Consider the following 24,646-nt stretch of genomic DNA (forward strand, 5'->3'; position numbering starts at 1 on the left):
CAGCCAGGCAGCATCAACCGGCTTGCCGCAACGACGCGTGCTCGTGGCCCTCCGCCAGTAGCTTGCGCGCGATCTCGGCGACTCTGTCGACGTGTGCGATCGCGGCCTCGCGTGCAGCGGACGCGTTTCCGGCTCGAATGGCGGCGAGAATCTGGTGCATTTCATCCACGGCCTGGCGGCCGCGGTCGTCCGAAGCAATCGTCATCGCTCTCAAGCGGTTGATGCGTGCCGTCAACGACTGCACGATTTCCCACGCCACGCGTTTTTGCCCGGCCATGAACATGCGCTCGTAGAAGGCCGTCGTAAGCGCCCTCACGGACTGGTGGTCCTGTGCTTCGAATGCCGCCTGGATCTGGTCGATGAAGCCCGCGAGGTCCGCGACAATGCGCTCGTCGGCATGCTGCGCGCAGGCCATGGCGGCCTCGCCTTCGAGCAAGGCGCGGATTTCGTAGATTTCCGCTGCCGTTTCGAAGTCGAGCACGGCGACGATCGGCCCCTGGTTCGGAATCGAATCGACGAGACCTTCCGTTTCCAGATGCCGCAACACCTCACGCACGACCGTGCGGCTCACACCGAGAATCTCACAGAGCGAACGCTCGACGAGGCGCTCGCCTGGATGAAAATGCGCCTCCAGAATGGCCGTGCGCATTTTTTCGAGGGCGAGTTCGCGCAACGTGGCCGTCGGCCGTTCGACTCGCAGCGATGGCAGTGCGTCACTCATGACTGCCACCGTCAAGCTTGCGCGAAGAGCCGCACGTCTCGCGCGTCCCAGTCGACGAGCGCCTGCGTGCCGATCGCAATGCCGCTGTCGTGGCGATGCGCCGCCGGCATGCGGATCGAGATCTCCTGCTGCCATGGCGTGGCCACCGCGTAGTGCATGGCGTCGCCGAGATACGTGATATCCCGCACGGTCACGGGCAGACCGCCCGGCGTTCTTGCGGTGCTCGCGCCGTGCAGCGCGCTAATGCGCATCTGCTCGGGGCGGATCATGAGCGTGCCCTCGTCGCCGGCGGCGAGCGTCGGCGTGAAGGCGTCCGAGGCAATCTCGTGGCCGTTTGGAAACACGCCGTTCATGCGGCCGTCGCCGTTCTTCGTGACTTTCACCGGCAGGAAATTCGAATTGCCGATGAAACTCGCGACGAAGCGCGAGGCCGGATTCCCATAGAGTTCCTCGCCGGTGCCGACCTGCTCGATGCGCCCCTTGTTGAACACGGCGATGCGGTCCGAGAGGCGCAGCGCTTCTTCCTGGTCGTGCGTGACGTACAGGATCGTCACGCCGGTTTCCTGGTGAATGCGGCGCAATTCGAGCTGGATCTCTTCGCGCAGTTTCTTGTCGAGCGCCGAAAGCGGCTCGTCCATCAGCAGCACGGGAGGGTCGTAGGCGAGCGCGCGTGCAATGGCGACACGCTGCTGCTGGCCGCCCGAGAGCTGAGCGGGCATACGGTCGCGACACTCGGAAAGATGCACGAGCTTCAGCATCTTCTCCACTTTCGCCTTGATTTCCGCGTCGGGCCGGCGGCGCACGCGTAACGGAAACGCCACGTTCTCGCCCACCGTGAGATGCGGAAACAGCGTATAGCGCTGAAACACCATGCCGATGTTGCGCTTGTTGGGTGCAACCGAAAGCAGCGGCTTGCCGTCGAGCAGCACGCGCCCCTCGGTCGGTTCCTGGAAGCCCGCGACGATATACAGCGTGGTGCTCTTGCCCGAGCCGGACGGCCCGAGGAACGTCATGAATTCACCTTTGCGCACGTCGAGCGACACCTGGTCGATCGCGACGACATCGTCATAGGTCTTGCGCAGACGCTGGATTTGCAGGAATGCAGTCATGGCTTGATTACCTCAGTTAGCACGCGCGCGGCGCAGCAACGCGCCGGCAAGCATCAGAATGGTCGTCAGTCCGACGAGCAGCGAAGATGCCGCCGCGACAACGGGCGTCAGGTCCTGGCGCAGCGTCGACCAGATCCGCACGGGCAGCGTCTGCAGGGTCGGGCTCGACATGAAGATGGACACGACCACTTCGTCCCACGAAGCGAGAAACGCAAAGATCGCTGCGGCGAACAGGCCCAGCCGGATCGCCGGCAGCGTGACGCGCAGCTTCACCGTGAGCGGCGACGCGCCGCAAATGAGGGCTGCGTCCTCCAGCGCCGTGTCGAAGCTCACGAGCGAATTGCTGATCGAGATGATCGAGAACGGCAAGGCGATGATCAGATGCCCAATCACGAAGCCGGTCATCGTGCCATTCAGGCCGATGCGCAGGAAGAACGCATAGAGCGCGACGGCCAGAACGACCACGGGCAGCACCATCGGCGTGAGGAAAAAGCCCTGCACCGCCTTGCGGCCGCGAAACTTGCCTCGTACGAGCGCAAGCGAAGCGAGAAATCCGATCGCCACCGAGAGCACCGTGACGATCACCGCCAGCTTCGCGCTCGTGAGCAACGAGTCGATCCAGCCCGGGTCGGTGAAGAGCTGCCGGTACCACTCGAGCGTCCAGCCCGGCGGCGGGAAAATGAGCCACTGCGAATCGCCGAACGACAGCGCGACGATGAAGACGATAGGCAGCAGGAGAAAGAGCGCGACGGCCGCGCCCACGGCCACCAGCATCCAGCGCAGCGCGCCAAGACGATCGAAATCGAGCAACATGTCAGCGCCCTCCGATACTTGCGTTCGCACCGCCCGTGAAGCGCAGTTGCAACGCATAGAGTGCGAGCGTCACGGCGAGCAGCACGAAAGCTGCGGCGCCAGCCAGGCCCCAGTTCAGCAGTTCCTGCACGAGCTGCGCGATCAGTTCCGCCAGCATCATGTACGAGGGACCGCCGAGCAGCGCGGGCGTAACGAAGTAGCCGAGCGCCATTACGAACACCATGAGCGCGCCGGAGGCGACGCCCGGCATGGCGAGCGGCACGAGAATGCGCCAGAACGCCTGCCAACGGCTCGCACCGCATACCGCTGCGGCGCGCAGCGTCGAGGGGTCGATGCTACGCAGGGTAGCGTGCAGGGGCATCACGAGGAACGGCAGCATGATGTACGTCATGCCGATCGTCACTCCGGTGAGATTGTTCACGAGCGACAGCGGCTCGTGAATCACGCCGATCGCCATCAGCACGCGGTTAATCGGCCCAGTCTCCTGCAGCAGCACCATCCACGCAAAGGTCCGTGCGAGCAGGTTGGTCCACATCGAAAGCAGCAGGATCGCGAACAGCACGGAGCTGAGCTTGCGCGGTGCGATGGCGAGCAGCCACGCCATCGGAAAGCCCACGAGCAGCGTGACCAGCGTCACGACCGTCGCCACGAGGAACGTATTGCCAAATACGCGCAGGTACGTCGTCGAGCCGAGCAATTGCTCGTAGTTGTGCAGGCCCGGAGCCGGTTCGAGCACGCTGCGCAACAGCAGCGAGAGCACCGGCAGCAGGAAGAAGATCACGAGCAGCAGCATGGCGGGCGCCAGCAGCCGCATGCTGCGCCAGTCGCGCCGCTTGCGCGCGGCCGTCGCGGGCGGGTGCGCGGCGGTACTCAATACGTTAGGCATGGTCTCTCCTGTTACTCCGGTTCGCGACGTCGTGAGATGCTTACTTCGATTGCCACGCGTACCAGCGCTTCGCAATCGCGTCGCGGTTCTCGGCCCAATACTTCATGTCGAGATTGATCTGCGACTCCTTGTATTGATCGGGCAGCGTCTTCGCCATGGCCGGCGACATGAGTGCAGCCGACTTTACGTTGATCGGCGCGTAACCCGTATCGGCCGCGAATTTGGCCTGTGCCTGCGGGCTTGTCGCTGCAGCGAGATACTTCATGGCTGCATCGCGATGCTTGGCGCCCTTCGGAATCACGAGCATGTCGGCGGCGGTGAGGTTCTGGTTCCACGAAATGCCGACAGGCACGCCCGTTTGCGCGAGCGCGTGAAGGCGGCCATTCCAGAACATGCCGATCGGCGCTTCACCCGAAGCGAGCAGCTGCTGCGACTGCGCGCCGCCGCTCCACCAGACGATGTCGCTCTTGATCGTGTCGAGCTTCTTGAACGCGCGGTCGAGATCGAGCGGATAGAGCTTGCTGGGCGGCACGCCGTCGGCGAGCAGCGCGATTTCCAGCACGCCCGGCGCCGACCACTTGTAGAACGTGCGCTTGCCGGGGAAGCGCTTCGTGTCGAAGAGATCCGCCCACGTTTGCGGCTGCGCGCCCGTGTATTTCGCCTTGTTGTAGCCGAGCACGAACGAGTAATAGAAGCTGCCTACCGCCGCCGGCGAAGCGAAACGCGGGTCCAGCTCGTCCTTCTTCACCACCGAATAGTCAATCGGCTCGATCAGCCCGGCCTTCTGCGCGGCGTAGGCGAAGTCGCCCTCCACGTCCACGACATCCCAGCTCACGTTGCCGCTGTCGACCATCGCCTTGAGCTTGCCGTAGTCGGTCGGGCCGTCCATCAGCACGGTGATGCCGCTTGCCTGCGTGAACGGCTGCGCCCAATCCTTCTGTTGCGACGATTGCGTGGTGCCGCCCCAGCTCGTGAAGACAATGGGGTCCGCGGCGAGTGCCGGCGCGGCGACGAGTGTCGTTGCGCACGCAACGAACAACGGCGCGATAAACGGGGTGCTTCTGCTGCTCATGGCTGTCTCCGGGGAAACGGTTGGTTGTCGCTTCGTCAGGCCGGCTCCGCGAAAACGCGCCGGCTTCATGGTTGTGTGTGGTGCTGTCAATGCGCGAGGGCGAGCGGCTGCACGGTACCGGCTTCGCAATCGCCCACGTAAATGCCGAACGCGTCCTGCCTGCGTTCGCGCACGTAGCGTTCGAGCATCGAGCGCACGGCGGTGTCGCTGATTTCGTCCCATGGAATCTGCGAGAGCGGCACGATGCGGATGCTGCTGTCGAGCCAGGGCGAGGCGTTCTGCATCACGCGGCCGCGGTAATAGATATGCTCGCCGGGCCCTTTGCCGCTGAAGTCTTCGAACACGGCGAAGAGAAAGTCGAGATGCGCGCGCAGGCCGAGCTTCGCGAGCACGCCGCGCAGGCTCGCGCAATCGCTGGCCGGTTCGAGCTTGACGCCTGTGGGCAACGCCACACCATTGGTCGTGTCGATGAGCACGAGTCCGTCGCGGTGCTCGAGAATCGCGCCCACCTTCGCGCGCACGCCCGCTGCGGCCAGCGCGTCCTGCGAGAGGCTGAAGTTCACGTACGCGCCGCGGCAATAGCCAAGCGGCGTCGAATTCGTCTGCACGAAGTCCACCACGCGGCCAATCAGGATGATGTGGTCGCCCGCGTCCACGACTTGATGCGTCGTGCAGTCGAAGCTCGCCGCAGCGCCATCCATCACGGGCGCGCCCGTCGTGCGCGTGCTCCAGGGCACCTGCGCGAACTTGTCCGCGGCCTTCGAGGCGAACACGCCCGAAACCTGCTGCTGGTCTTCGGCGAGCACGCTCACGGCGAAGCGGTGCGTTTGCGAGAACACCGCATGGCTCGACGCCGTCTTTGCGATGCACACCAGGATGAGCGGCGGGTCGAGCGACACCGAGGTGAACGAGTTGGCCGTGAAGCCGCGCGGCGTACCGTCGGGCTGGATCGTCGTGACCACGGTCACGCCCGTCACGAACGCGCCAAGCGCGCGACGAAATTCGGCGATATCGAAAGCCGGTTGCGCGGGGGCGGCGGTCATCAGCTCAGCCATGGCGTTCTCCTGTGGTTGCTGCGGTATGTGCTGCGGAGGCTTCGGCGAGGAACGCGAGCAGGCTTGCGTTGACGCGCTCAGGATCGGTGACGTTCATCATGTGGCGCGCGTTCGCGATGACTTCGGCGCGGGCGCGTGGTGCCACCGCTGCCATCGCGTGCGACATCTGCCCGCTCGAATTCGGATCGCACTCGCCAGTCAGGAAGAGCGCAGGCACCGCGAGATTCGCGAGGCGCCCCACGTGTGCGTCGTCTGAACACGCGAAAAGCCGGTAAGTGCGCGCGTAGCCCACGGGGTCGACAGCCAGCAGCAGTGCGCGCACCGCTTGCGCCGCCTGGGTCAGATGCCCCGGAATCGGGTCGCCGAACCAGCGCGAGAGTGTCGCGTCCACGCCGCGTGCGGCAGCCGCGTCGCCGAGACTCGCGGCGCGCGTCATCACCGCTTCGCGCTGCGCCGGCGTGCGGTCGTACACCGCGTTCAGCGCGACCACACTCAAGGTGCGCGGCGCATTGAGCAGCGCGAATTCGAGCGCGACGAGCGCGCCCATCGAATGTCCCACTACGTGCGCGCGCTCGACGTGGATGGCGTCGAGCAGCGCTTCGAGTTGAGCGGCGTATTCGTCGAGCGTGGGTTCGGCGCTGGGCAGCGCGCTCTCGCCGTGGCCCAGCATGTCGTAGGCGACGACGCGAAACGACCCCGACAACGCAGCGATCTGCGGCGCCCATACGCTCTGGTTCATGCCCACACCGTGGATCAGCACCACGGTTTCGCACGCGGCACTCGACTGCGGCACGTACACGCTGTAGCACGTGCCCGCGGTTTGACCGCGCTGGGCACGCGTAGCGGCATGTTCGGGGGCGAAATCAGGCTTCATGGAATTCAGGCTCCATCCGACAGATCGGGCTCATCGGGCGAATCGGCTGCTTCGGACCGCAGATCACGTTCGATGAGATTATGGTATGCCATCTTATGGCCCACAACAATGCATTGCGTATTATGGAATACCATGAGATTGCCCATGGTCGTGCTGGCATGCTCATTGGCCGGCGCATTGGCATGTTTTTGCCGGCCAAAACCGCGCGAATTGAGCAGACAAAAGAAAAAGGCCGCCGGCGTATGCCGGCGGCCTTGTCAGACTGGCGAGGCGCCTGACGCGTCAGGCGTCGCCGAGACCTTCGTTCTGCTGGGCGAGCGCCGAAAGCGCCAGTTCGGACACGCGCTTGATGTGCGCGAACGACGCCGCGGAGGCCGCCTCGCCGTCGCGCCGCTCGATGGCGTCGAGCAGCAGGTTCATCTCGCGGTTGGAGTCGCCGCCGCGTCCCGGCATGGCAATGGTCAGCGCGCGCAAGCGGTTGATGCGCGCGTTGAGCGTTTTCACGACCGTGAGCGACACCTGCTTGCCTGCCGCTTCGAACAGCGTTTCATAGAAGCGCTCGGTGTGCTCCACCACGCGCGGCAGGTCGCGCTTCTCGAACGCGTCCTCGATGATCGCGCGGACGTCGCGCAATTGCTTCACGACTTCGGGCGTGGCATTTTCGGCGCAGGCGCGTGCGGCGTTGGCTTCGAGCAACCCGCGCAACTCGTAGATCTCGCCCACTTGCGCGGGATCGAGCCGTGCCACGATCGGGCCTTGCCGCGCGACGATCTCAACGAGGCCTTCGGTCTCGAGATGCCGAAGCACCTCGCGCACCACCGTGCGGCTCACGCCAAGCTCGTCGCACAGCGTGCGTTCGACGAGCCGCGTGCCTGGCCGGAAGTACCCCTGGACTATCGCGCCGCGCAGTTTGTCGAGCGTGAGTTCACGCAGGGTCTTGGCATTGCGGTCGATTTTGAGGTCTTGCATAGGCGGCAACAGGAGATGGACGAAAGCCCACGCTCAGGGCGCGGGCATGGAATGCCATATTATGACGCAACTGACGTCTTGCTTACCTTCTGCCACCCGCCGCAAGGCCTGAATCAGCCCTCCAATCCCTCGACGATTGTGATCTGCGCCACGCAGTGTCCATCGCGTTTCGCCTTGGCCGCCTGATACTCCGGCGAGTGATAGCAGTCGAGCGCCGTTTGCATGTCGGGGAACTGGATCACGACGTGCCGCGCGAACGACTCGCCTTCCAGTACCTGCGCCGCGCCGCCGCGCGCGAGAAATACGGCACCGAACTTCTTGAACGCCAGCGGCGCGATGTCCGTGTAGTCCTTGTATTTCACCGGGTCCAGCACGGTGACGTGGGCGATCCAGTACGCACTCATCTCTCCTCCTTTTTACTTTCCTGAATGGGACAAAAACCGGCAATGCCTCGCCGGACGGGCCTTGGAGCGATCCCCCGGGTTAACACTCATGGCATGCCGTAACATGGTATACCACAATGCTTCACACAATCAACGTACGAAGGAAGTTGCCATGAGCTTGATTCGCAAATCCATCCTCCATGTCGAGAACGTCTTCGTAGACGGCGACAAGGCCGCTGCGAAACCGCTGAAGATGATCGGCGCGGTCGCGGTGATCAAGAACCCGTGGGCGGGCCGCGGTTATGTGGAAGACCTTTCGCCCGAGATTCGCGACCTTGCGCCGCAACTGAGTGAGCACCTCACGAAGCTGATCATCGACGAAGCCGGTTCGGGCGAAGCGGTCGAAGCGTTCGGCAAGAGCGCCATCGTGGGTCTTTCGGGTGAACTGGAACATGCGTCCGCGCTGATCCACACGCTGCACTTCGGCAACACCTATCGCTCGGCTGTAGGCGCGAAGTCGTATCTCGCGTTCAACAACACGCGTGGCCCGGCCAATGCGCCGCTGCTCATTCCGATGATGGACAAGAACGACGAAGGCCGCCGCTCGCACTACCTCACGCTCCAGTTCTCGATTGCCGATGCGCCGGCCGCCGACGAACTCGTCATCGCCATTGGCGCCGCAACGGGCGGCCGTCCGCATCACCGCATTGGCGACCGCTACAAAGACCTCGCAGAGCTCGGAAATGACGTCAAGAACCCTGCAGCTGTCAAGTAAGCGCGTCGCGCACTATCTGGAGCAGGGCTCGGGCGAACCGCTCGTCCTGATCCACGGCGTGGGCATGCAGGCGAGCGCGTGGTATCCGCAGATCGAAGCCCTTTCGTCCGAATTCCGCGTGATTTCGGTCGATATGCCGGGCCATGGTCAAAGCGATGCGCTCGAAGCGGGCGCCCGCTTGCCGCAGTTCGTTGAGTGGGCATCGAGTTTCATCGAGGCGCTGGACATCGGCCCCGTCAATCTCGCGGGGCACTCGATGGGTTCGCTGATCGCGGCAGGCGTCGCTGTCACGCGTCCCGATCTGGTCAAGCGCGTGGCAGTCCTGAATGGTGTGTATCGGCGCTCAAGCCAGGCGCGCGACGCCGTGCTGCAGCGCGCCGCCGAGCTGCGCTCGGGCACGATCGACGTGGATACGCCGCTCAAGCGCTGGTTCAACGCCGAGGAAGCGCAGCAGATCGCGGCGCAAAGGGTCGAGTCGTGGTTGAAGTCGGTGAATCTCGCGGGCTATGCCACGGCCTATACGGCGTTTGCCGGCGGCGATGAGGTCTATGCCGACGGCTGGCACACGATTCGCTGCCCTGCTCTCGTGCTTACCGGTTCGGACGATCCGAACTCCACGCCCGAGATGGCAGGACAAATGGCGCAAGCCGCGCACAACGGTACGGCCGTGGTGATCGAAAACGAACGCCACATGGTGAACCTGACTGCGCCTGACGAAGTCAATCGCGCGCTGCGTGCCTGGTTGCAGACGCAGCCGCAGGTCGAAAATCACGAAGTGGAAGTGTGAGATGAGCCAAGAAACGAGCCAGGTAGTGGGTCAGCAAGTGAGCCCGGAAGCAGCGAAGATCAACACGCGCGAACTGCGCGACGCGTTCGGCGCGTTCATGACGGGCGTCACGATCGTGACCACCGCCAGCGACGACGGCAAGCCGCTCGGCTTCACCGCCAATTCGTTTTCGTCGGTTTCGCTCGACCCTGCCTTGCTGCTGGTGAGCATTGCGAAGACGTCGAGCAATTATCAGACGTTTTCCACGGCGGGCCATTTCGCCATCAATGTCCTCGCGGAGGGACAAAAGGATCTGTCCAACACGTTCGCTCGGCCGAGCGATGACCGCTTCGCCAACGTGAGCTGGCAATTGAGCGCCAACCGCAACCCGCTTATCGGTGACGTGAGCGCCTGGTTCGACTGCACGACGCACGCCGTGATCGATGCGGGCGACCACGCGCTCATCATCGGCCGGGTCGAGGCGTTTCATTCCGCCGGATTCGCGGGCCTTGGCTACTACCGCGGCGGCTATTTCACGCCTGCCAAGGTGTCGGCTGAGGTCATCGCGGGCCCGAAGGTTATTGTGAGCGCGATCATCGCGCGCGAAGACAAGGTGCTGCTCGTGAAAACAGCCGACGGCAAATGGGCACTGCCTTCGAAGGAAATCGGCAAGGAAGGCGCCGACAAGGCGCTCGCCGAACTCTTTGCGAAGTACCAGCCCGACGCATCGGCAAGCTTCATTTACTCGGTCTACAACAATACCGAAACCCATTACCAGTACATCTCGTTCCTGTGCAGCGCGCCGGATGAACTCGCCGCCTCGGGCGACGCTTCTGGCCAATTCGTCAGCCTGGAAGACGTCGAAACGCACGCGTTCCAGGACAGCGCACTCGCCAGCATGCTCCAACGCTACCGCAAGGAAAGCGAGTTGAAGAGCTACGGCATGTATTTCGGCGACCATAGCAACGGCACCGTCCGCCCGCTTCATTCCTGAAAGGTTACATCATGCGATTTTCACTTTTCGTCCACATGGAGCGCGTCTCCGACCAGACCAGTCAAAAGCAGTTGTATGACGAAATGGTCGAGCTGTGCCAGATCGCCGATCGCGGTGGCATGCACGCAGTCTGGACTGGTGAGCACCACGGCATGGACTTCACGATCGCGCCCAATCCGTTCCTCAACATCGTGGACCTCGCGAACAAGACGAAGAACGTGAGACTGGGGACGGGCACGGTCATTGCGCCCTTCTGGCATCCGATCAAGCTCGCCGGCGAAGCCGCGATGACCGACATCATCTCGAACGGCCGTCTGGATCTGGGTATCGCGCGAGGCGCCTATTCGTTCGAATATGAACGCCTGATGCCAGGGCTCGACGCATGGGGCGCGGGCCAGCGCATGCGCGAACTCATTCCGGCCGTGAAGAAGCTCTGGGAAGGCGATTACGCGCACGAAGGCGAATTCTGGAAATTCCCGGCGACCACTTCGTCGCCACTGCCGCTGCAGCGTCCGCATCCGCCGATCTGGGTGGCCGCGCGCGACCCGAACAGCCACGAATTCGCCGTGGCCAACGGATGCAACGTGCAGGTCACGCCGCTGCATTTCGGCGACGAAGAGGTCGAGAAACTCGTTGGCCACTTCAACGCCGCGTGCGAAAAATTCAGCGACGTACCGCGCCCGCAGATCATGCTGCTGCGCCACACGTATGTGGCGAGCAGCGAAGACGATGCGCAGATCGCAGCCGACGAAGTGAACACGTTCTACAACTACTTCGGCGCATGGTTCAAGAACGAGCGGCCCGTGAGCCGCGGCATGATCAAGCCGCTCACGAAGGAAGAGATCGCTGCTCACCCGTTCTACACGCCCGAAGCGATGCGCAAGAACAACGTCATCGGCACGCCCGAGGAAGTGATCGCGCGCCTGCGGGCCTACGAGAAACTCGGCTTCGACGAGTACTCGTTCTGGATCGATACCGGCATGAGCTTCGAGCGCAAGAAGGCGTCACTCGAGCGCATGATCAACGACGTCATGCCTGCATTCAGGTAAGGGGCTGCTTCCATGGACTTTCATTTTCAGCTGTATATCGACGGCCAGTTCGAGCCGGGCGCGGCGACGTTCGGGAGCGTGAACCCGGCCACGGGCAAGGTGTGGGCACAGATGCCCGAAGCGCGCACGGAGCAGGTCAACCGTGCCGTCGACGCGGCCAATCGCGCGCTGACCGATTCCGCGTGGGCCGGCCTCACGGCTTCGGCACGCGGCAAGCTGCTGCACAAGCTGGCCGGGCTCGTCGAAAAGGCTGCGCCGCGACTCGCTGAAATTGAAACGAACGACACCGGCAAGATCATTCGCGAGACGTCCAGCCAGATCGCTTATGTGGCCGAGTACTACCGCTACTACGCCGGCATTGCCGACAAGATCGAAGGCAGCCACATTCCCGTCGACAAGCCGGACATGCAGGTCTGGCTCGAGCGGCAGCCCGTTGGCGTGGTCGCCGCCATCGTTCCATGGAACAGCCAGTTGTTTCTTTCCGCCGTAAAGGTCGGCCCGGCGCTCGCCGCTGGTTGCACGGTCGTCCTGAAGGCTTCCGAGGAGGCGCCCGGTCCGCTGCTCGAATTCGCGAAGCTCGTGCACGAGGCGGGATTTCCGCGGGGTGTCGTCAACGTGATCACCGGCTTCGGGCCAGAATGCGGCGCGGTGCTCAGCAGCCATCCAAAGGTCGACAAGGTGGCTTTCACGGGCGGCCCCGAAACCGCGCGGCACATCATCAGGAACACGTCAAATAATCTCGCGAAAGTCTCGCTGGAACTGGGCGGCAAGTCGCCCTTCATTGTATTCGCCGATACCGATATCCAGAGCGCGGTGAATGCACAGGTCGCGGCGATTTTCGCGGCCAGCGGCCAAAGCTGCGTGGCGGGCTCGCGTCTTTTGATCGAAGCGTCCGTGAAGGACGCGTTTCTCGCGTTGCTCGTGGAGCGCGTCTCGCGCATTCGCGTGGGCTCGCCCAACGGGATGACGACGGAATACGGGCCGCTGTGCACCGAACGGCAACTGCGCAACATCGAGAAGATCGTCGCGAGTTCCGTGAGCCAGGGCGCGAAGGTGCTCGCCGGCGGCAAGGCGCTGGAGCGCGAGGGCTACTACTATGCGCCCACGATTCTGGATTGCACGGGCGTGAGCAACGCCGACAGCATCACGACCGAGCTTTTCGGACCCGTGCTTTCGGTCGATACGTTCTCTTCCGAACAGGAAGCGATCGAGAAGGCGAATAGCACCGCCTACGGACTCGCCGCGGGTATCTTCACCACCAACCTCACCCGCGCTCACCGCGTTTCGCGGCGCGTGCGTTCGGGAATCGTCTGGATCAACACCTATCGGGCGGTTTCGCCGCTCGTGCCGTTCGGCGGATTCGGGCTTTCCGGGCATGGCCGCGAAGGCGGCATGGCTGCCGCGCTCGAATACACGACCACGAAGTCCGTGTGGCTTCGCACCTCCGACGAGCCGATCAGCGATCCGTTCGTGATGCGCTGATTCGTTCCCTGCTGCACTGTTTCAAAGCCGCTTCAAAGCCGCTCAGGGCGACGCTGCGCCACATTCGTGGCGCGGCAAGCCTGTGCAATAAAGATGGAGACACTATGAAAAACCCGGCGAACGACAATAGCGTTCTGACCATTGAAAGCAACTCGATCGAGTATGTCGCTCCCGAGAATCGGCATGGCAAGCCTGTCGATCTGTTCACGTTGTGGTTCTGCACGAATGTCGCACCGCTTGCGGTGATTTCCGGCGCGACTTCGGTACTGGTCTTTCACCTCGACGTGATGAGCGCGGTTCTCGCCATCGTGGCCGGGCAATTCTTCGGCGCCATTTTCCACGCCCTGACCTCCGCGCAAGGCCCGCTTGTCGGCGTGCCGCAGATGATTCAAAGCCGCGCGCAATTCGGCCGCTACGGCTCCCTGCTCGTGGTCGGTTTTACCACGCTGATCTATCTCGGCTTCTTCGTCTCGAACATCATTCTCGCGGGCAAGACGCTGCACACCGCTGCACCTGCCGTGCCGGTGCCGGTGGGCACCGTGCTCGGCGCGATTCTCGCGACGCTGGTTGGTGTGATCGGCTATCACTTCATCCACCGCTTCAACAAGGTGGGCGCGTGGTTCATGGGCGGCGCGCTGCTGATCGGCACGATCATCCTGCTGCCTGGCCTCAACACGCAGATCTTGCAGCAGGGCCATTTCGACCTTTCGAACTGGTTCGCGATGTTCGGCCTTTGCGCCGTGTGGCAAATCAGCTTCGCGCCCTACACGTCCGACTATTCACGCTACCTGCCGACCTCCGCGGGTTTCGCAAGGACTTTCGCGTTCACGTATTTCGGCACGTCGCTCGGCACGATCTTCGCATTCCTGTTTGGTGTGCTGGCTGTCAGCACCGGACACGCCACCGACGCCATGCAGGCCATCCGCACGCAAACGGGCGTGTTCGGCTACGTGTTGATCTTCCTTTTCCTCGTCAACATCATCGGCCACAACGGCATGAATCTGTATGGCGGGGTGTTGTCGTTCATCACCGCCGCGCAAACGTTCCGCCCCGACTGGGTGCCGGGCCGCACCGTGCGCGTCGTCTTTTCGACCGCCCTGTTGGTCGCGTCTACTGTCACGGCGTTGTGGGCTTCGAGTAATTTCATCGCGATCTTCCTGACTGCGATCTTTGCGATGCGCATCGTCCTCGCGCCCTGGGTGGCGATCAATCTGGTGGACTTCTATCTGATCCACAACCGGCGCTATCGCGTCGCGGAGATCGTAAGCAGCCACGGCGGTGTGTACGGTTCCTTCAACTTCAAGGCCATCGCCATCTACCTCTTCGGCATTGCGGTTCAGGTGCCGTTCATGGCGGAGAGCTTTTTCCACGGCCCCTGGGCATCGATCCTGGGTGGAGCCGATGTCTCGTGGTTGGTCGGCCTGGTCGCGACGGCACTGACCTACTACGTGTTTGCATCGAAGGACGGCTCGCGTTCGCGCCGTACTGCTCCGGCGGGTGTTCGCGCTGTCGAATGAGCGGCCTCAGTCAGCAAAACGGCCTGCGCAACCTCGTAAGGTTGGCGCAGGCCGCGATTGCACAGCGAGGCGTGATCCAGTTCAGCCGTTATACGCCGTCTCGCCGTGTGAGCTGACGTCGAGCCCTTCGCGCTCGCCTTCCTGATCGACGCGCAGGCCAATCACCAGGTCGACGAGCTTGAACGCGACAAACGACACCAGCGCCGGTTCAGAAATAGGCGTTCCACAGGGGAATGTTATGTGTGCGTCGAAGCAGTCAACACGACCGGGCGATTCGCTATGTTCTTCTTTCGGCACCGTGATGGGATGTGGAGGATCTTTCCGCCGAGTCTAGAACGACCAATGATGCGTGCTCTGTGAAGTCTGATTCGGTGCGCACTAGCATCGAATGCGCTCATCGTTCAGTACTGTGTGTTAGATCGCCCTCTTGCTGTGGCAGGACTGCGTATTAGTAGTACCGCCAAGTCGCCGAGTTCGTCGCGCGCTTCAGTTTCGTCTCACGAAACACAGAGCAAGCGTCTCAGCGTGGCATCGTTGGATTGTAGTTGAATCTCCCAACTACCCTCCGTGACAAGGATTGCGACTCGCATCCTGTTTTGGCTCGTCCAAAATTGACGGAGCCTCTTGATCACATTGAGCCGCCACGAATATCCCGTCATCGCATGGCACGACAAACAAAAGAGGTGGCAGAGGAAACACGTGTTCGGATCCTCGATGCCGCCGAGCAAATTCTGAGAAAGGTGTTTCGCGCACTTCCCTGGCCGATATAGAACACAACGATACTCTAAAGATAATCCTTCTTATCGCGCCCCCGAGAACCTCGCAACCGCGCCCGGGCCGCGTCACGGCACCCGTTTGCCCGTCATCAACTCCTGACCTGTCAGGCATATCCAGCTGGACGCATCAATCGCCACCTCCTGACGCAGTCACTGCCCGCGATAAGGGCGTTTATCACGGCAAGCGAATGAATCGAGGGGTTACGAATCTAGGTGCACAACGATGTCGCTCCACTCTGCCGGCTGCTGCGTTTGAAACCGCGGCGAATACCCGCTTGCCAACCGACAGTCGAACGCCGAACTGGCGCTATCGGCCACTACCTGCCACTCGGGAAGGCCACGACCACGACATCCAAGCGTCTCTTCAATCCAGTAAGCGGTCATTCGATTCGAGCGCAAGGATGCGATTATGTAGTAGCCCTCTAGATGAGGTCGCAGGCCACCCCAGCGCGGGTGCACGCTGAATTGGCAACTCAGCCGTGCTGCGCCAAATGCTCCGCGCAAAATGCGTGCAACCTCTGGACCACCTCCGACCGATAGTCCAGAAACCACCCCGTCTTTAGATTGAAGAGTCGCAGAAGGTCAGCTTCCTCCCTAGGAAAGGGCCACCTGCTCGCTCGCTCAGCCAATTCTCGGGAGGCAGACACCAACTTGGCTCGCTCCAGCCAGTCGCATTCAACACTGTTCGAACTCATCCAGATCTGCGAGGACTCAATCAAATGATCGGTCCGGAGCCAGGCTCCGCTGCGAGCAAGTGCGAAGAGCTGCCCTACCACCAGAAAGGTGAGCAACTCTGCCCTCGCTTCGTCGTCCATCGGCATCGTCCTGATTTCGGATTGCATATTGCAGTTACCCTAACGCGTTCCTCCTCGAATTATGCGCCGAAAAGTGCAGTTGGCCATGTCCATCCAGGTTCCACCGACAGCGCCGCGTGGGTCACGTCCTAATTATTGCTCGATTGATTCGACCTCAACTATCGCTTCAAGCTCGGTGAGCAGCTCCGGATAATGCACGCTGAGGTAACTGGTGACTGCCCCGTTCTCAAGCAGCTTGCCAAGATAACCGCGAGCCAGAACCAGATTCAGAACGTCCTGCCCGTAATTTTGTTCAGCGAGCTTGTACTGTGCCTGCAGGTTCGACATCTCCCGCTCCATTTTGGCGATTTGCTCCTGGGTCATCCCCGCAACCCTGGACGGCTTCTTTCCCTCGATAAGAGCGTTCGCCGGAGTTGCGACCAAGAGTGCGTTTGCATATGACGCTGTCACGCAGTTCGCTGCTACCATCAGTTCTACGCATTCGACCTGACGCGTCGGTTTCATCTTCCGCAGGGCTTTCGAAAGAGCGGGAGAGAACTGCTGATCCTTTAGCATCGCAATCGCCTCCGGGCACAGTCCGTCTAGCAACGTAATCCGCGCAATCAGATGACTGACATCAACTCCTAACGCCTTCGCGAGTCGGGTCGGTGGCACTCCCCGGTCGATCGCCCTACGAATCATGTAGTGCTCCTGTACAGTCGCGAGACGATTCAGACGGTTGTTGTAGGTATATGCCTCGTCGTCTGTTGCGACGAGGCAGGCAGCATCGGCACGACCCAGTTCCCGCAACGCCAGCAAGCGCAGATGACCATCGAGCAGCGTGTACTTCTGCGTAGTCACCTCTCGCGCAGTCACAGACAGCGGCTCGATTAGACCCACTTCGGTAATCGACGATACAATTTGTCGGAACTTGCGCGTGTGAAGAACGCTTGCCGCGAACTTGCGCGTCGGCAGGATATCGTCGATTGCCACGATGACCGGTTCCGGCACGAATCCAAGAGTTACCCCCGTCATATGTGGCTCCCGTTTGGCCACACGCGCTCGGCGAGGTATTTCGGCATCGTAGTGAGAGTTTCCGCTCGCAGAAGGTTAACGAAGTTCTCGTCGCTCAGCAGCTGGCGTAGCGCCCCTACCACCAGAAGCAATTTCTGTTGCGAGAATTCCGCCTTCCGTACTAGCGCTGTTTGCCGTTTGACCTCGTCCTGATAAGTTCGTATGACGGTTGTGGTCGAAACATGTGAATGCTTTGTTGTGCTCGTACGTGCTGCAGCTCGGCCTAAGCGCTGCCGCTTGTCAATTACCCGCCTTGCCAGTATCAATTGGCGACCGCGTAGCGCGCCGGTTTCATAGGCGTTCTGAAGCGCCGCCTGCACGGCCTTGTCGTCGTCTCCCGCCCCGGCGATCGTGACTGCAACATTGATTGGAATCCCTCCACTCTCTACGGCGACAAGGAGGCGCTCTTCGCCCAGACGTAACAAGTTGCATATCTGTTGTACGTAGTAGTGGTTCAGGCCAGTCTTTTCGGCTATTGACCTAACCGTGTACCCCTTATCCATTAACTGACGAATTCCGGACAGCAGCTCAAGGGGATGATGTTGCCTTCGCGCGATGTTCTCAGCGAGACTCATGATGAATGCGTCTTCATCAGGCACGTCTACCACCAATGCGGGTATCTCTTCCTCCCCCAATGCCTGGTAAGCTTTTAAACGCCCCTCTCCGCAAATCAGGAGGTATTTCTCGGCTCCGTTCGCGTCGATCCTTGGAGTGACACAGATTGGCTTCTTCAGCCCGATAGTCTTGATGTTCCGGACGATTTCCTCGAATACCCGACTGCCTCGGTCCCTCGGATTCAAGACTTCTATCCGGCCCAGGCGAATCAACCGAATTTCGCCGGCACCTCTCGACGCACTCATGCCGCCCTCCGCAGGCGCACGCGTTCAGCCATGCTGTACAGGTAGTCCAGCGTATCAAACCTATAGCTCTCGAACTCAATCGGGTTATAGTCGCCGAGCCGAATCCCTGTCTGCCCAAAGTCCAGTCGCGGAAGCAGATAGAAGTCGAGCGGAGCATCGTTGCTGTCTTTTAGCCGCACGGCAACTGTGATGTCTGGAAGCAGTCCTGCATCGAGTCGCACTTTCCATCTGTTCTTGCCGGTCGCAGTAATCTGGCACCGTGACAGAACAAGTGATACCGTGAACTCGCGGTTGACTCTCAGCAGGTCTGTCGCGAGGTCTCGTGTCACTTCGCCACCCACCTCTGCGATTTTCTCCTCAGTCTCACGCACAATATCAGGATGCAGACGACGCAAGAAGCGGTTGATCTCAATGTACTGGTAATCTCGATCGGGAGTGAACCCGACGGCTTGATATGCGCGAATCAGGCTGCCGAATCTGTACGTGTATACCGATGAGGACGGCATCCCTTCGGCTTCGTCTATGACCAGTCCAGAAAGAAATCCCTTGGCTTTATACAGGGCACGCAAACGCTCGATCAGGTCTTCATCCGTATACCGACGCGCACGAGCCCGCAGTATGCCCTGAGCCGTGTAGAAAATATCCCTTGCGACAACAGATGGAAACGCGCTGTCTTTACGGATCCACATTTCAGAGGGATTGACAACCCGACGCACCTTGAGCTTGAAAGACGTACGGTTGTATATGTTGTTCCCGATGTACTTTTCGTTTGTGAGGATCTCGTGAACAGTACATCGACTCCACTCTCGATCGAGATCGGTTCTAACCTTCATAGTGTTCAAGCGCGACGCGATCTCCTGTTCGTTTCGCGACTCTTCAACAAACCACTTGTAGATCAGGTTGACGATGCGAACCTCATCCTCTGGACCGGGCATCAGCACGACCCTGTCAGTCTGGAGGCTCTTGTGCTGCCCGTGTTCCAGCTCGGCCTTCATCAGACCGTCCTGACCCACGAGAATGCGCCGCAACCCATATCCAGCCGGTCCGCCTTGGCGGAATCCGAGCTCGATTAGTCGACACTGCCCAGCGAATACCTTTGCAGACAGTTCGCGGCTGTACTCCCCGGCCATGGCACGCTTTACACCTTTTACGATCGTCGAAACTGGTGATCCGTCGTTCTCAAACTGCTCGGCGCAGTAGGCTACATGAATTCCCGCTCGACGACAGACATACTCGTAGTAGGCACTTTCATCTGCGTCCTGGAATCGCCCCCATCGACTGACGTCATACACGAGGATGACCTGAAAGTCGGCTTGACCGCTTTCGACGTCAAAGATCAAGCGCTGCAATGCGACCCTTCCGTCAATCCTCAACCCGCTTTTCCCTTCGTCTGCGTACGTTTTCACGATGGTAAGTCCGCGTCTGGCAGCATATTCCCGAATTCTGTCCTGCTGGTTGCTCGTTGAGTATTGCTGATGTTCTGTCGACATGCGCACGTACTCCACTGCACGAGTCAGATTTTCACGGCCCTGAAGCGGCTCAGCAATGGGTTCAACCAACATGGGAAACTCCCGTGCGGAGCTTGTTAGTCTAGCTAAGTGATGTTCGGATACCTGCCGCTACGGTGATTCTTCGGCTGTAGGAAACGCAAGCCAGCAGTCGGCCGCACTACGATAACAGGTGAACACCGCGACGGTGACGGGTCATATCTTTGCAATTCTGAATTGCTAATTCGAAAGCTCCGCAATGACGGTCAGGTGGACAATCCAGGTGCCGATCTTTGCAATGTCGTCGCAGGTCGTTTGCGCGAGCACATAGAGGCCCGATCGCAAGTGATCTCCAACAGCTGACGCGTCCATCTTTGCAACTTCCTTTGGCTGACTGTTACGTATTCGTTGCAGCTCGCGATTCTTGACCGCGTAAGCCTGGTGGTCTTCGCGGTAGGTTCTCCAGTAATCCGGATGAGATTCGCGCCAGCGGATCTGTGCGCGCTGCTTGTTCTCCCGATAATCGGGATCTGACTTGATTTTCTGCTTTTGCCATTGAGCCTTTCGCGCGCGCTGGCAAGACCGTCTGGAGCAGCATTTCTGGTTCGGGCTTTGTGCGCGAGGCTCAAATAACTGACCGCACACCGCACATGTACGCGCTTCGCTCATAGGCCACCCCTCTTGAACGGGCCGCGTTTCCCTGGGTGCGCCCCAATGACTATTCGTGCCACATTTGGACAGGTGCGTACCGTGAAGCCAGAACGGAGTTTCCAAACCAACACAACGTCTTATCAATAAAACTATCCGCCAAATCACACCCGGCGCCGGAGCTTCCTGAGGCCCATCACGAATGCAAATTGACGTGAGGTGAATTTTTTGTGACCCTCCAGTTCACGCCTTGATTTTGGCAGCGGGAGAACTATCAATAAGGCACCAGCATCTATCGGCAAGGTTCTGGTGAACAACATGCTGCTGCCCGACATCTCCCAATGCGTACGTGCCGCACAGTACATACGCATGTCCACCGATTACCAGCAATATTCCACGGAAAGCCAGAGACGGGCGATCGCCGAGTTCGCTGCTACCCACCACATCGAGATCGTCGCAACCTACGAAGATGCGGGAAAAAGCGGCCTGTCGATACGAGGTCGAGCTGGCCTGCAGAGGCTACTCGCCGACGTACATCGTCCGGAGCGCAGGTTCGGCGTAGTTTTGGTTTACGACGTGAGCAGATGGGGGCGCTTTCTGGACGCCGACGAAAGCGCCCACTATGAGTTTTTATGCAGACAAGCGGGCGTAGATGTCATCTATTGTAGTGAGGTTTTCGAAAACGACGGCTCGACCGCCTCTGCGCTCCTAAAGACAATAAAGCGCGCGATGGCTAGTGAATACAGCAGGGAACTGTCAGTTAAGGTTTACGCTGGTCAGTGCCGGCTCGCAGAGCAAGGTTTCTGGCAAGGCTCCTCCGCCGGCTATGGCTTGCAACGGATCCTGGTGGACGCATTCGGACAGCCCAAAGGGCCACTGACTCATGGCGAGCGCAAGAGTCTGCAAACTGATCACGTCATCATCGCGCCCGGGGATCCGGTAGAGGTTGCGTTGGTTCAAAGGATGTTCGACTGGTACGTTCGAGGAAGCATAGGACCATGTCGGATTGCCGCCAGACTCAACGCCTTCGGACTTTGCAACGGTCGCGGCCAGCCATGGAGTCCGCAGATGGTCGGTAACCTGCTTCGCAACGAAAAATATGCTGGAACCAATCTTTACGGTCGAATATCGTCAAAGCTTACTGGTCCATGGCAACGCAATCCGGAATCCGAGTGGGTTCGGACACCAAATGCGTTCTGTCCAATCGTAGGCAGCGAGACGTTTGATGCTGCATCGGCAATACGGCGAACCCGCACGCGCTTCTTAAGCGATGAGGAGTTGCTTGAGAGACTAAGAAGCTTCGCGCAATCACGTAAGAGCATATGCCAACGCGACATCGATCTGGCACGCACCTTGCCTGCGGGTCAGACCTACAAGCGGCGATTTGGAAGCGTCCTTAACGCCTATGAGCGCGTAGGCTACGCGGCACGATGCCATGGAATGTCGCCAGAAACGTTTCGCGCTACGCGTCAGGCGTTGTATGCCTGTGTGGACCGCGTCGCTGAAGCGCTCCGCGCGACGGGGCGTGTTCTCTCCGTGTCAGCCACGCACGACTCGATCATGGTTGAGCGCGAGTTGCATATTCGGTTCGTAGTTCGACTGGTGCGCTACTACGACTGCCGAAATCCGCGCTGGCGCGTCCGGTGGCCACTGTGCTCACAACCCGACCTATTAGTCGTTTCTCGCATGGACTCAGCATTTTCGTCGCCAATTGACCTCTTTGTCTTTCCACGAGGGAGTCTCCCTCCTGGGCGTGAGGTAGCAATGACATTGGGGCGGCCTGATGAGGGTCATCTCGAGGTTTTTCGATACCCCGACGAAAGAATACTGCTCGAACTGACGGCCCGCAGCCGCCTGGAGGACTGGCATGGATACCGAGGCTCCCAGAACCATTGAGATGGTACCGCTCGAAAAGATACGCATACTGAATCCCCGAAGTCGCAGCAAACGCCATCAGGATGCTATTGTCGAAAATATCGCGACTGTTGGATTGAAGAAGCCCATCACGGTTAGCTGCCGAACGAGCGGCGGCGGGTTCAGCTATGACCTTGTATGTGGCCAGGGTCGGCTCGAGGCAGTGCGATCTCTGGGGTATTCAACGATACCGGCTCAGGTCGTGGAAAAAGACGAGGCAGATTGCCTACTTATGAGCCTTGTCGAGAACGTAGCAAGAAGAAACCATTCCACGAAGGAACTTCTTCGCGACATCCTCGACCTTCGAAACCAGGGCTATCCGGACGATGAAATCGCAACCAAGATTGGGCTTCATGTCGGTTACGTTGAGAGCCTACTGTTCCTGCTGGAGCGCGGAGAAGAACGACTTCTCAACGCGGTCGACAATGGCACGATCCCCATCGGGATTGCTATCAGTATTGCGCGATCCGACGACAAGGAGGTACAGACGGCACTGATGGATGCTTACTCCGAAGGATCGCTTAAAGGCAAGCAATTAGCTATTGTGCGTCGACTGCTAGACCATCGTCGGCTGAAGGGGGAGCGAGCGGTACACCCTTGCGGACCGAAGGGAAAGTCCGCCGGTGGATCGTTGAGTCCTGAGGCATTGCGCCGCATGTACCTGCGTGAAAGCAGCCGACACAAGATGCTTGCAAAGAAGATCGCCCTGACTCATGCGCGACTTGCATTCATCGTCCAGGCCATGCGCGAAATGATGAAAGATGACGAGTTCGTAGAATTGCTAGCCCACGAAGGACTTACGACGCTGCCCCGTGTGCTGGAGCAGCGTGTCAGCGGAGAGAAATTGTCATGGACAAGCTAGCTCCCCTTAAATACGGGTTCGATAGTCAACCGGTCGTCGTTCAGATCAGCGCACTCCGGTCGACGCGCCCTCTTCCTCACAACGCACTATCAACAAAGAAATTTCTGCAAATACTGGCATCTGTGGCGACCGTCGGGTTGATCGAGCCAGTGATTGTCACCCGCGACGCCGTTGACTCCAATATCTACCGCATTCTGGATGGCCGATTACGTGTCGAGGCCCTTCGCCGTCTTTCAAGGACTGATGCAACTTGCTTGATTGCTTCCGACGACGAAGCCTACACATATAACAAGCACGTCAACAAGCTCACGCCAGCCCAGGACGCACGTATGATCGCGAGGGCAATTGCGAGGGGCGTTGAGAGTGAACGTATCGCCACAGTGCTTGGCATTGACATAAATACCGTACGTCGACGTGCGAATCTGCTGGAAGGGATCTGCGGCGAAGCAGCGACCCTGCTTGCGGACAAGAACTGCCCTGCGACAACCTTCTCGACGCTGAAACAGATGAAACCGCTGCGGCAAATGGAAGCCGCCGAGCTGATGTGTGGGCAGGGAAATTTCACCTCGGCTTTCGCGACAGCGATTCTGGCGGCGACACCACACGATCAACTCTCATCAGCAGTACACGCCGAAAAGTCGCAATCAGAACTGGCCATGCAACTCGCCAAGCTCGAGCGCGAACTCGCGACTCTTCAGGCTAATGTCGCTGAAACAGACGAACAGTACGGGATCGAGCACTTACATCTCGCCGTTTCGGCAGCGTACATCGCAACGCTCCTAGGTAACAAATCCGTGGCCGGCTATATCGAGTCTCACCACCCCGAGTTCGCCCGCGAACTGAGTGAAATCACCAGGGATTCAGTGGAATTCACCACTCGGCCTATCGCGACTCGCCGGCGCGATCGCGGTTCGACCACGGGTGCCGAAGGCGGTGGAATGCCAGTCCAAATGTAGAGTACAGCATCAATGCCACCGGTCGTTCCTCACGTTTCCCGCAAGAAACCTAGATACGTCGATATTCGAAAACATCCAATCGGAATCCCCTTGCCCAGTGTAGAGTCCCGCTTGGTCGAGATGATCTAGCGCGTCCAGACACGAGCGACCGGTTGACCCCGGAAGGAGTCGTTGTGCTGAGATTGCACTCCTTGACCGCTTTGGGTCGTCCACTGTCCTTCGTGATCGTTCGACGTCCGACGGCCACAAGGCCGATCTCCCGTAAGGTACTTAGTGCGCCGCCTGCTGCAGAGCATGTTCCGCATGCGATAGGGGCAGTTCATAGCAGACGAACACTCACCCATACCTCACGCCTGCCTTCGGCGGGCGAGGACATCAGATTTCCCGGCAGGCTTCCGCGCATACGCGGCAAGCATCACTGCATGTGCCAAAGTGCTCAGGCGCATGACGGCTGCACTCCTCTGCGCACTCATGGCAGATCCGCGCGCATAGTGCACAAAGTTCGGGGGCGAGATGGCTCTGCCGAGCTAGCGCGGCGGACGTGAAGCGGCACATGGATGCGCAATCGGCATTGAGTCGAATGCACTTGGTCATCGCTGCAACGCCAGAGTTTTCGAGGCACGCCGACGCGCATCGGTCGCAAGCGGCGGCGCATGCATCGCATGCGTCGATGCAGGACTGGTAGGCTTCAGTGTTCATGGTGCTGCTCCAGTTTCCGGCGAGGTCATGCCTTTCCTGCGCTCCTCCTCAGGCTGATGCTCTGGTCCAGTATCCGTGAGGCGGATTGCTCTGAGGAGTGAAATTACGACT

General features: G+C 60.2%; 24 protein-coding genes and 1 pseudogene. 10 read left to right on the top strand and 15 right to left on the bottom strand.

What is annotated here, in order from left to right:
• Positions 1-13: 13 nt before the first annotated feature.
• The 7 genes from L0U83_RS30985 to L0U83_RS31015 all read right to left on the bottom strand — a co-directional run bounded on the left by L0U83_RS30985 (position 14) and on the right by L0U83_RS31015 (position 6,530).
• Positions 14-721, bottom strand: a complete 708-nt coding sequence (locus tag L0U83_RS30985) for a GntR family transcriptional regulator (protein WP_233888017.1) — start codon at positions 719-721, stop codon at positions 14-16.
• Positions 722-732: 11 nt separating this feature from the next.
• A complete protein-coding gene (locus L0U83_RS30990; protein ID WP_233888018.1) occupies positions 733-1,830 on the bottom strand; it encodes an ABC transporter ATP-binding protein in 1,098 nt (365 codons plus the stop codon).
• 12 nt (positions 1,831-1,842) lie between these two features.
• Positions 1,843-2,643, bottom strand: a complete 801-nt coding sequence (locus tag L0U83_RS30995; RefSeq protein WP_233888019.1) for an ABC transporter permease — start codon at positions 2,641-2,643, stop codon at positions 1,843-1,845.
• A gap of 1 nt (position 2,644) precedes the next feature.
• Positions 2,645-3,529 (bottom strand): ABC transporter permease, encoded by an 885-nt coding sequence (locus tag L0U83_RS31000; protein WP_233888020.1) that lies wholly within the window; start codon positions 3,527-3,529, stop codon positions 2,645-2,647.
• A 40-nt stretch (positions 3,530-3,569) separates the two neighbouring features.
• Positions 3,570-4,601 (bottom strand): ABC transporter substrate-binding protein, encoded by a 1,032-nt coding sequence (locus L0U83_RS31005; protein WP_233888021.1) that lies wholly within the window; start codon positions 4,599-4,601, stop codon positions 3,570-3,572.
• Positions 4,602-4,687: 86 nt separating this feature from the next.
• On the bottom strand, positions 4,688-5,656 hold the full coding sequence (locus L0U83_RS31010) for a flavin reductase (RefSeq protein WP_233888022.1): 969 nt from the start codon (positions 5,654-5,656) through the stop codon (positions 4,688-4,690).
• Positions 5,649-6,530 carry an alpha/beta fold hydrolase gene (locus L0U83_RS31015; protein WP_233888023.1) on the bottom strand — a complete coding sequence of 294 codons (882 nt, stop codon included), beginning with the start codon at positions 6,528-6,530 and terminating at the stop codon, positions 5,649-5,651. The genes L0U83_RS31010 and L0U83_RS31015 overlap by 8 nt, the downstream gene beginning before the upstream one ends.
• A gap of 95 nt (positions 6,531-6,625) precedes the next feature.
• Between L0U83_RS31015 and L0U83_RS31020 the strand changes: the two genes are divergently transcribed.
• Positions 6,626-6,808 carry a hypothetical protein gene (locus tag L0U83_RS31020; RefSeq protein WP_233888024.1) on the top strand — a complete coding sequence of 61 codons (183 nt, stop codon included), beginning with the start codon at positions 6,626-6,628 and terminating at the stop codon, positions 6,806-6,808.
• Between the two features lie 4 nt (positions 6,809-6,812).
• Here L0U83_RS31020 and L0U83_RS31025 read toward each other — a convergent pair whose 3' ends face one another.
• The gene (locus L0U83_RS31025) at positions 6,813-7,499 is read right to left on the bottom strand and encodes a GntR family transcriptional regulator (RefSeq protein ID WP_233888025.1); all 687 of its coding nucleotides are present in this window, start codon (positions 7,497-7,499) and stop codon (positions 6,813-6,815) included.
• 113 nt (positions 7,500-7,612) lie between these two features.
• Positions 7,613-7,903, bottom strand: coding sequence for a DUF1330 domain-containing protein (locus L0U83_RS31030; RefSeq protein ID WP_233888026.1), 291 nt, complete (start codon positions 7,901-7,903; stop codon positions 7,613-7,615).
• 151 nt (positions 7,904-8,054) lie between these two features.
• Between L0U83_RS31030 and L0U83_RS31035 the strand changes: the two genes are divergently transcribed.
• The 6 genes from L0U83_RS31035 to L0U83_RS31060 all read left to right on the top strand — a co-directional run bounded on the left by L0U83_RS31035 (position 8,055) and on the right by L0U83_RS31060 (position 14,465).
• Positions 8,055-8,657, top strand: a complete 603-nt coding sequence (locus L0U83_RS31035) for an amino acid synthesis family protein (RefSeq protein WP_233888027.1) — start codon at positions 8,055-8,057, stop codon at positions 8,655-8,657.
• On the top strand, positions 8,626-9,444 hold the full coding sequence (locus L0U83_RS31040; protein WP_233888028.1) for an alpha/beta fold hydrolase: 819 nt from the start codon (positions 8,626-8,628) through the stop codon (positions 9,442-9,444). The genes L0U83_RS31035 and L0U83_RS31040 overlap by 32 nt, the downstream gene beginning before the upstream one ends.
• A 1-nt stretch (position 9,445) precedes the next feature.
• Entirely contained in the window at positions 9,446-10,417 is a 972-nt protein-coding gene (locus L0U83_RS31045; RefSeq protein WP_233888029.1) for a flavin reductase, read from the top strand.
• An 11-nt stretch (positions 10,418-10,428) separates the two neighbouring features.
• Positions 10,429-11,466 (top strand): LLM class flavin-dependent oxidoreductase, encoded by a 1,038-nt coding sequence (locus L0U83_RS31050; RefSeq protein ID WP_233888030.1) that lies wholly within the window; start codon positions 10,429-10,431, stop codon positions 11,464-11,466.
• A gap of 12 nt (positions 11,467-11,478) precedes the next feature.
• The gene (locus L0U83_RS31055; RefSeq protein ID WP_233888031.1) at positions 11,479-12,948 is read left to right on the top strand and encodes an aldehyde dehydrogenase; all 1,470 of its coding nucleotides are present in this window, start codon (positions 11,479-11,481) and stop codon (positions 12,946-12,948) included.
• Positions 12,949-13,052: 104 nt separating this feature from the next.
• Positions 13,053-14,465 carry a purine-cytosine permease family protein gene (locus tag L0U83_RS31060; protein ID WP_233888032.1) on the top strand — a complete coding sequence of 471 codons (1,413 nt, stop codon included), beginning with the start codon at positions 13,053-13,055 and terminating at the stop codon, positions 14,463-14,465.
• 81 nt (positions 14,466-14,546) lie between these two features.
• On the opposite strand, the pseudogene L0U83_RS31065 reads toward L0U83_RS31060, so the two are convergent.
• The 5 genes and pseudogenes from L0U83_RS31065 to L0U83_RS31085 all read right to left on the bottom strand — a co-directional run.
• Positions 14,547-14,669 (bottom strand): annotated as a pseudogene (locus L0U83_RS31065) (hypothetical protein); the annotation flags it as partial.
• A 1,519-nt stretch (positions 14,670-16,188) separates the two neighbouring features.
• Positions 16,189-17,070: a plasmid partitioning protein RepB C-terminal domain-containing protein gene (locus L0U83_RS31070; RefSeq protein WP_233888033.1), complete on the bottom strand. Its 882-nt coding sequence runs from the start codon at positions 17,068-17,070 to the stop codon at positions 16,189-16,191.
• A complete protein-coding gene (locus tag L0U83_RS31075; RefSeq protein WP_233888034.1) occupies positions 17,067-17,969 on the bottom strand; it encodes a ParB/RepB/Spo0J family partition protein in 903 nt (300 codons plus the stop codon). Before L0U83_RS31075 ends, L0U83_RS31070 begins: the two co-directional genes overlap by 4 nt.
• Positions 17,966-19,531: a recombinase family protein gene (locus L0U83_RS31080; protein WP_233888035.1), complete on the bottom strand. Its 1,566-nt coding sequence runs from the start codon at positions 19,529-19,531 to the stop codon at positions 17,966-17,968. The genes L0U83_RS31075 and L0U83_RS31080 overlap by 4 nt, the downstream gene beginning before the upstream one ends.
• A 165-nt stretch (positions 19,532-19,696) precedes the next feature.
• Positions 19,697-20,125: a hypothetical protein gene (locus L0U83_RS31085; RefSeq protein ID WP_233888036.1), complete on the bottom strand. Its 429-nt coding sequence runs from the start codon at positions 20,123-20,125 to the stop codon at positions 19,697-19,699.
• A 297-nt stretch (positions 20,126-20,422) separates the two neighbouring features.
• Here L0U83_RS31085 and L0U83_RS31090 point away from each other — a divergent pair, with 297 nt between their 5' ends.
• From L0U83_RS31090 to L0U83_RS31100, 3 genes are read left to right on the top strand one after another with little or no spacing between them, the layout of a single operon-like run.
• On the top strand, positions 20,423-22,000 hold the full coding sequence (locus tag L0U83_RS31090) for a recombinase family protein (protein ID WP_233888037.1): 1,578 nt from the start codon (positions 20,423-20,425) through the stop codon (positions 21,998-22,000).
• Complete coding sequence (locus tag L0U83_RS31095; protein ID WP_233888038.1) at positions 21,972-22,880, top strand: plasmid partitioning protein RepB C-terminal domain-containing protein; 909 nt, start codon at positions 21,972-21,974, stop codon at positions 22,878-22,880. The genes L0U83_RS31090 and L0U83_RS31095 overlap by 29 nt, the downstream gene beginning before the upstream one ends.
• Positions 22,868-23,836 carry a plasmid partitioning protein RepB C-terminal domain-containing protein gene (locus L0U83_RS31100; protein WP_233888039.1) on the top strand — a complete coding sequence of 323 codons (969 nt, stop codon included), beginning with the start codon at positions 22,868-22,870 and terminating at the stop codon, positions 23,834-23,836. The genes L0U83_RS31095 and L0U83_RS31100 overlap by 13 nt, the downstream gene beginning before the upstream one ends.
• A gap of 375 nt (positions 23,837-24,211) precedes the next feature.
• Here L0U83_RS31100 and L0U83_RS41060 read toward each other — a convergent pair whose 3' ends face one another.
• Positions 24,212-24,535 (bottom strand): four-helix bundle copper-binding protein, encoded by a 324-nt coding sequence (locus L0U83_RS41060; RefSeq protein WP_233888040.1) that lies wholly within the window; start codon positions 24,533-24,535, stop codon positions 24,212-24,214.
• Positions 24,536-24,646: the final 111 nt, after the last annotated feature.

Source organism: Paraburkholderia flagellata (genome assembly GCF_021390645.1).
Taxonomy (GTDB): domain Bacteria; phylum Pseudomonadota; class Gammaproteobacteria; order Burkholderiales; family Burkholderiaceae; genus Paraburkholderia; species Paraburkholderia flagellata.

Coding starts and splice junctions, on each gene's coding strand:
- L0U83_RS30985 (WP_233888017.1), bottom strand. CDS start 721: ATGAGTGACGCACTGCCATCGCTGCGAGTCGAACGGCCGACGGCCACG.
- L0U83_RS30990 (WP_233888018.1), bottom strand. CDS start 1,830: ATGACTGCATTCCTGCAAATCCAGCGTCTGCGCAAGACCTATGACGAT.
- L0U83_RS30995 (WP_233888019.1), bottom strand. CDS start 2,643: ATGTTGCTCGATTTCGATCGTCTTGGCGCGCTGCGCTGGATGCTGGTG.
- L0U83_RS31000 (WP_233888020.1), bottom strand. CDS start 3,529: ATGCCTAACGTATTGAGTACCGCCGCGCACCCGCCCGCGACGGCCGCG.
- L0U83_RS31005 (WP_233888021.1), bottom strand. CDS start 4,601: ATGAGCAGCAGAAGCACCCCGTTTATCGCGCCGTTGTTCGTTGCGTGC.
- L0U83_RS31010 (WP_233888022.1), bottom strand. CDS start 5,656: ATGGCTGAGCTGATGACCGCCGCCCCCGCGCAACCGGCTTTCGATATC.
- L0U83_RS31015 (WP_233888023.1), bottom strand. CDS start 6,530: ATGAAGCCTGATTTCGCCCCCGAACATGCCGCTACGCGTGCCCAGCGC.
- L0U83_RS31020 (WP_233888024.1), top strand. CDS start 6,626: ATGGCCCACAACAATGCATTGCGTATTATGGAATACCATGAGATTGCC.
- L0U83_RS31025 (WP_233888025.1), bottom strand. CDS start 7,499: ATGCAAGACCTCAAAATCGACCGCAATGCCAAGACCCTGCGTGAACTC.
- L0U83_RS31030 (WP_233888026.1), bottom strand. CDS start 7,903: ATGAGTGCGTACTGGATCGCCCACGTCACCGTGCTGGACCCGGTGAAA.
- L0U83_RS31035 (WP_233888027.1), top strand. CDS start 8,055: ATGAGCTTGATTCGCAAATCCATCCTCCATGTCGAGAACGTCTTCGTA.
- L0U83_RS31040 (WP_233888028.1), top strand. CDS start 8,626: ATGACGTCAAGAACCCTGCAGCTGTCAAGTAAGCGCGTCGCGCACTAT.
- L0U83_RS31045 (WP_233888029.1), top strand. CDS start 9,446: ATGAGCCAAGAAACGAGCCAGGTAGTGGGTCAGCAAGTGAGCCCGGAA.
- L0U83_RS31050 (WP_233888030.1), top strand. CDS start 10,429: ATGCGATTTTCACTTTTCGTCCACATGGAGCGCGTCTCCGACCAGACC.
- L0U83_RS31055 (WP_233888031.1), top strand. CDS start 11,479: ATGGACTTTCATTTTCAGCTGTATATCGACGGCCAGTTCGAGCCGGGC.
- L0U83_RS31060 (WP_233888032.1), top strand. CDS start 13,053: ATGAAAAACCCGGCGAACGACAATAGCGTTCTGACCATTGAAAGCAAC.
- L0U83_RS31070 (WP_233888033.1), bottom strand. CDS start 17,070: ATGACGGGGGTAACTCTTGGATTCGTGCCGGAACCGGTCATCGTGGCA.
- L0U83_RS31075 (WP_233888034.1), bottom strand. CDS start 17,969: ATGAGTGCGTCGAGAGGTGCCGGCGAAATTCGGTTGATTCGCCTGGGC.
- L0U83_RS31080 (WP_233888035.1), bottom strand. CDS start 19,531: ATGTTGGTTGAACCCATTGCTGAGCCGCTTCAGGGCCGTGAAAATCTG.
- L0U83_RS31085 (WP_233888036.1), bottom strand. CDS start 20,125: ATGAGCGAAGCGCGTACATGTGCGGTGTGCGGTCAGTTATTTGAGCCT.
- L0U83_RS31090 (WP_233888037.1), top strand. CDS start 20,423: ATGCTGCTGCCCGACATCTCCCAATGCGTACGTGCCGCACAGTACATA.
- L0U83_RS31095 (WP_233888038.1), top strand. CDS start 21,972: ATGGATACCGAGGCTCCCAGAACCATTGAGATGGTACCGCTCGAAAAG.
- L0U83_RS31100 (WP_233888039.1), top strand. CDS start 22,868: ATGGACAAGCTAGCTCCCCTTAAATACGGGTTCGATAGTCAACCGGTC.
- L0U83_RS41060 (WP_233888040.1), bottom strand. CDS start 24,535: ATGAACACTGAAGCCTACCAGTCCTGCATCGACGCATGCGATGCATGC.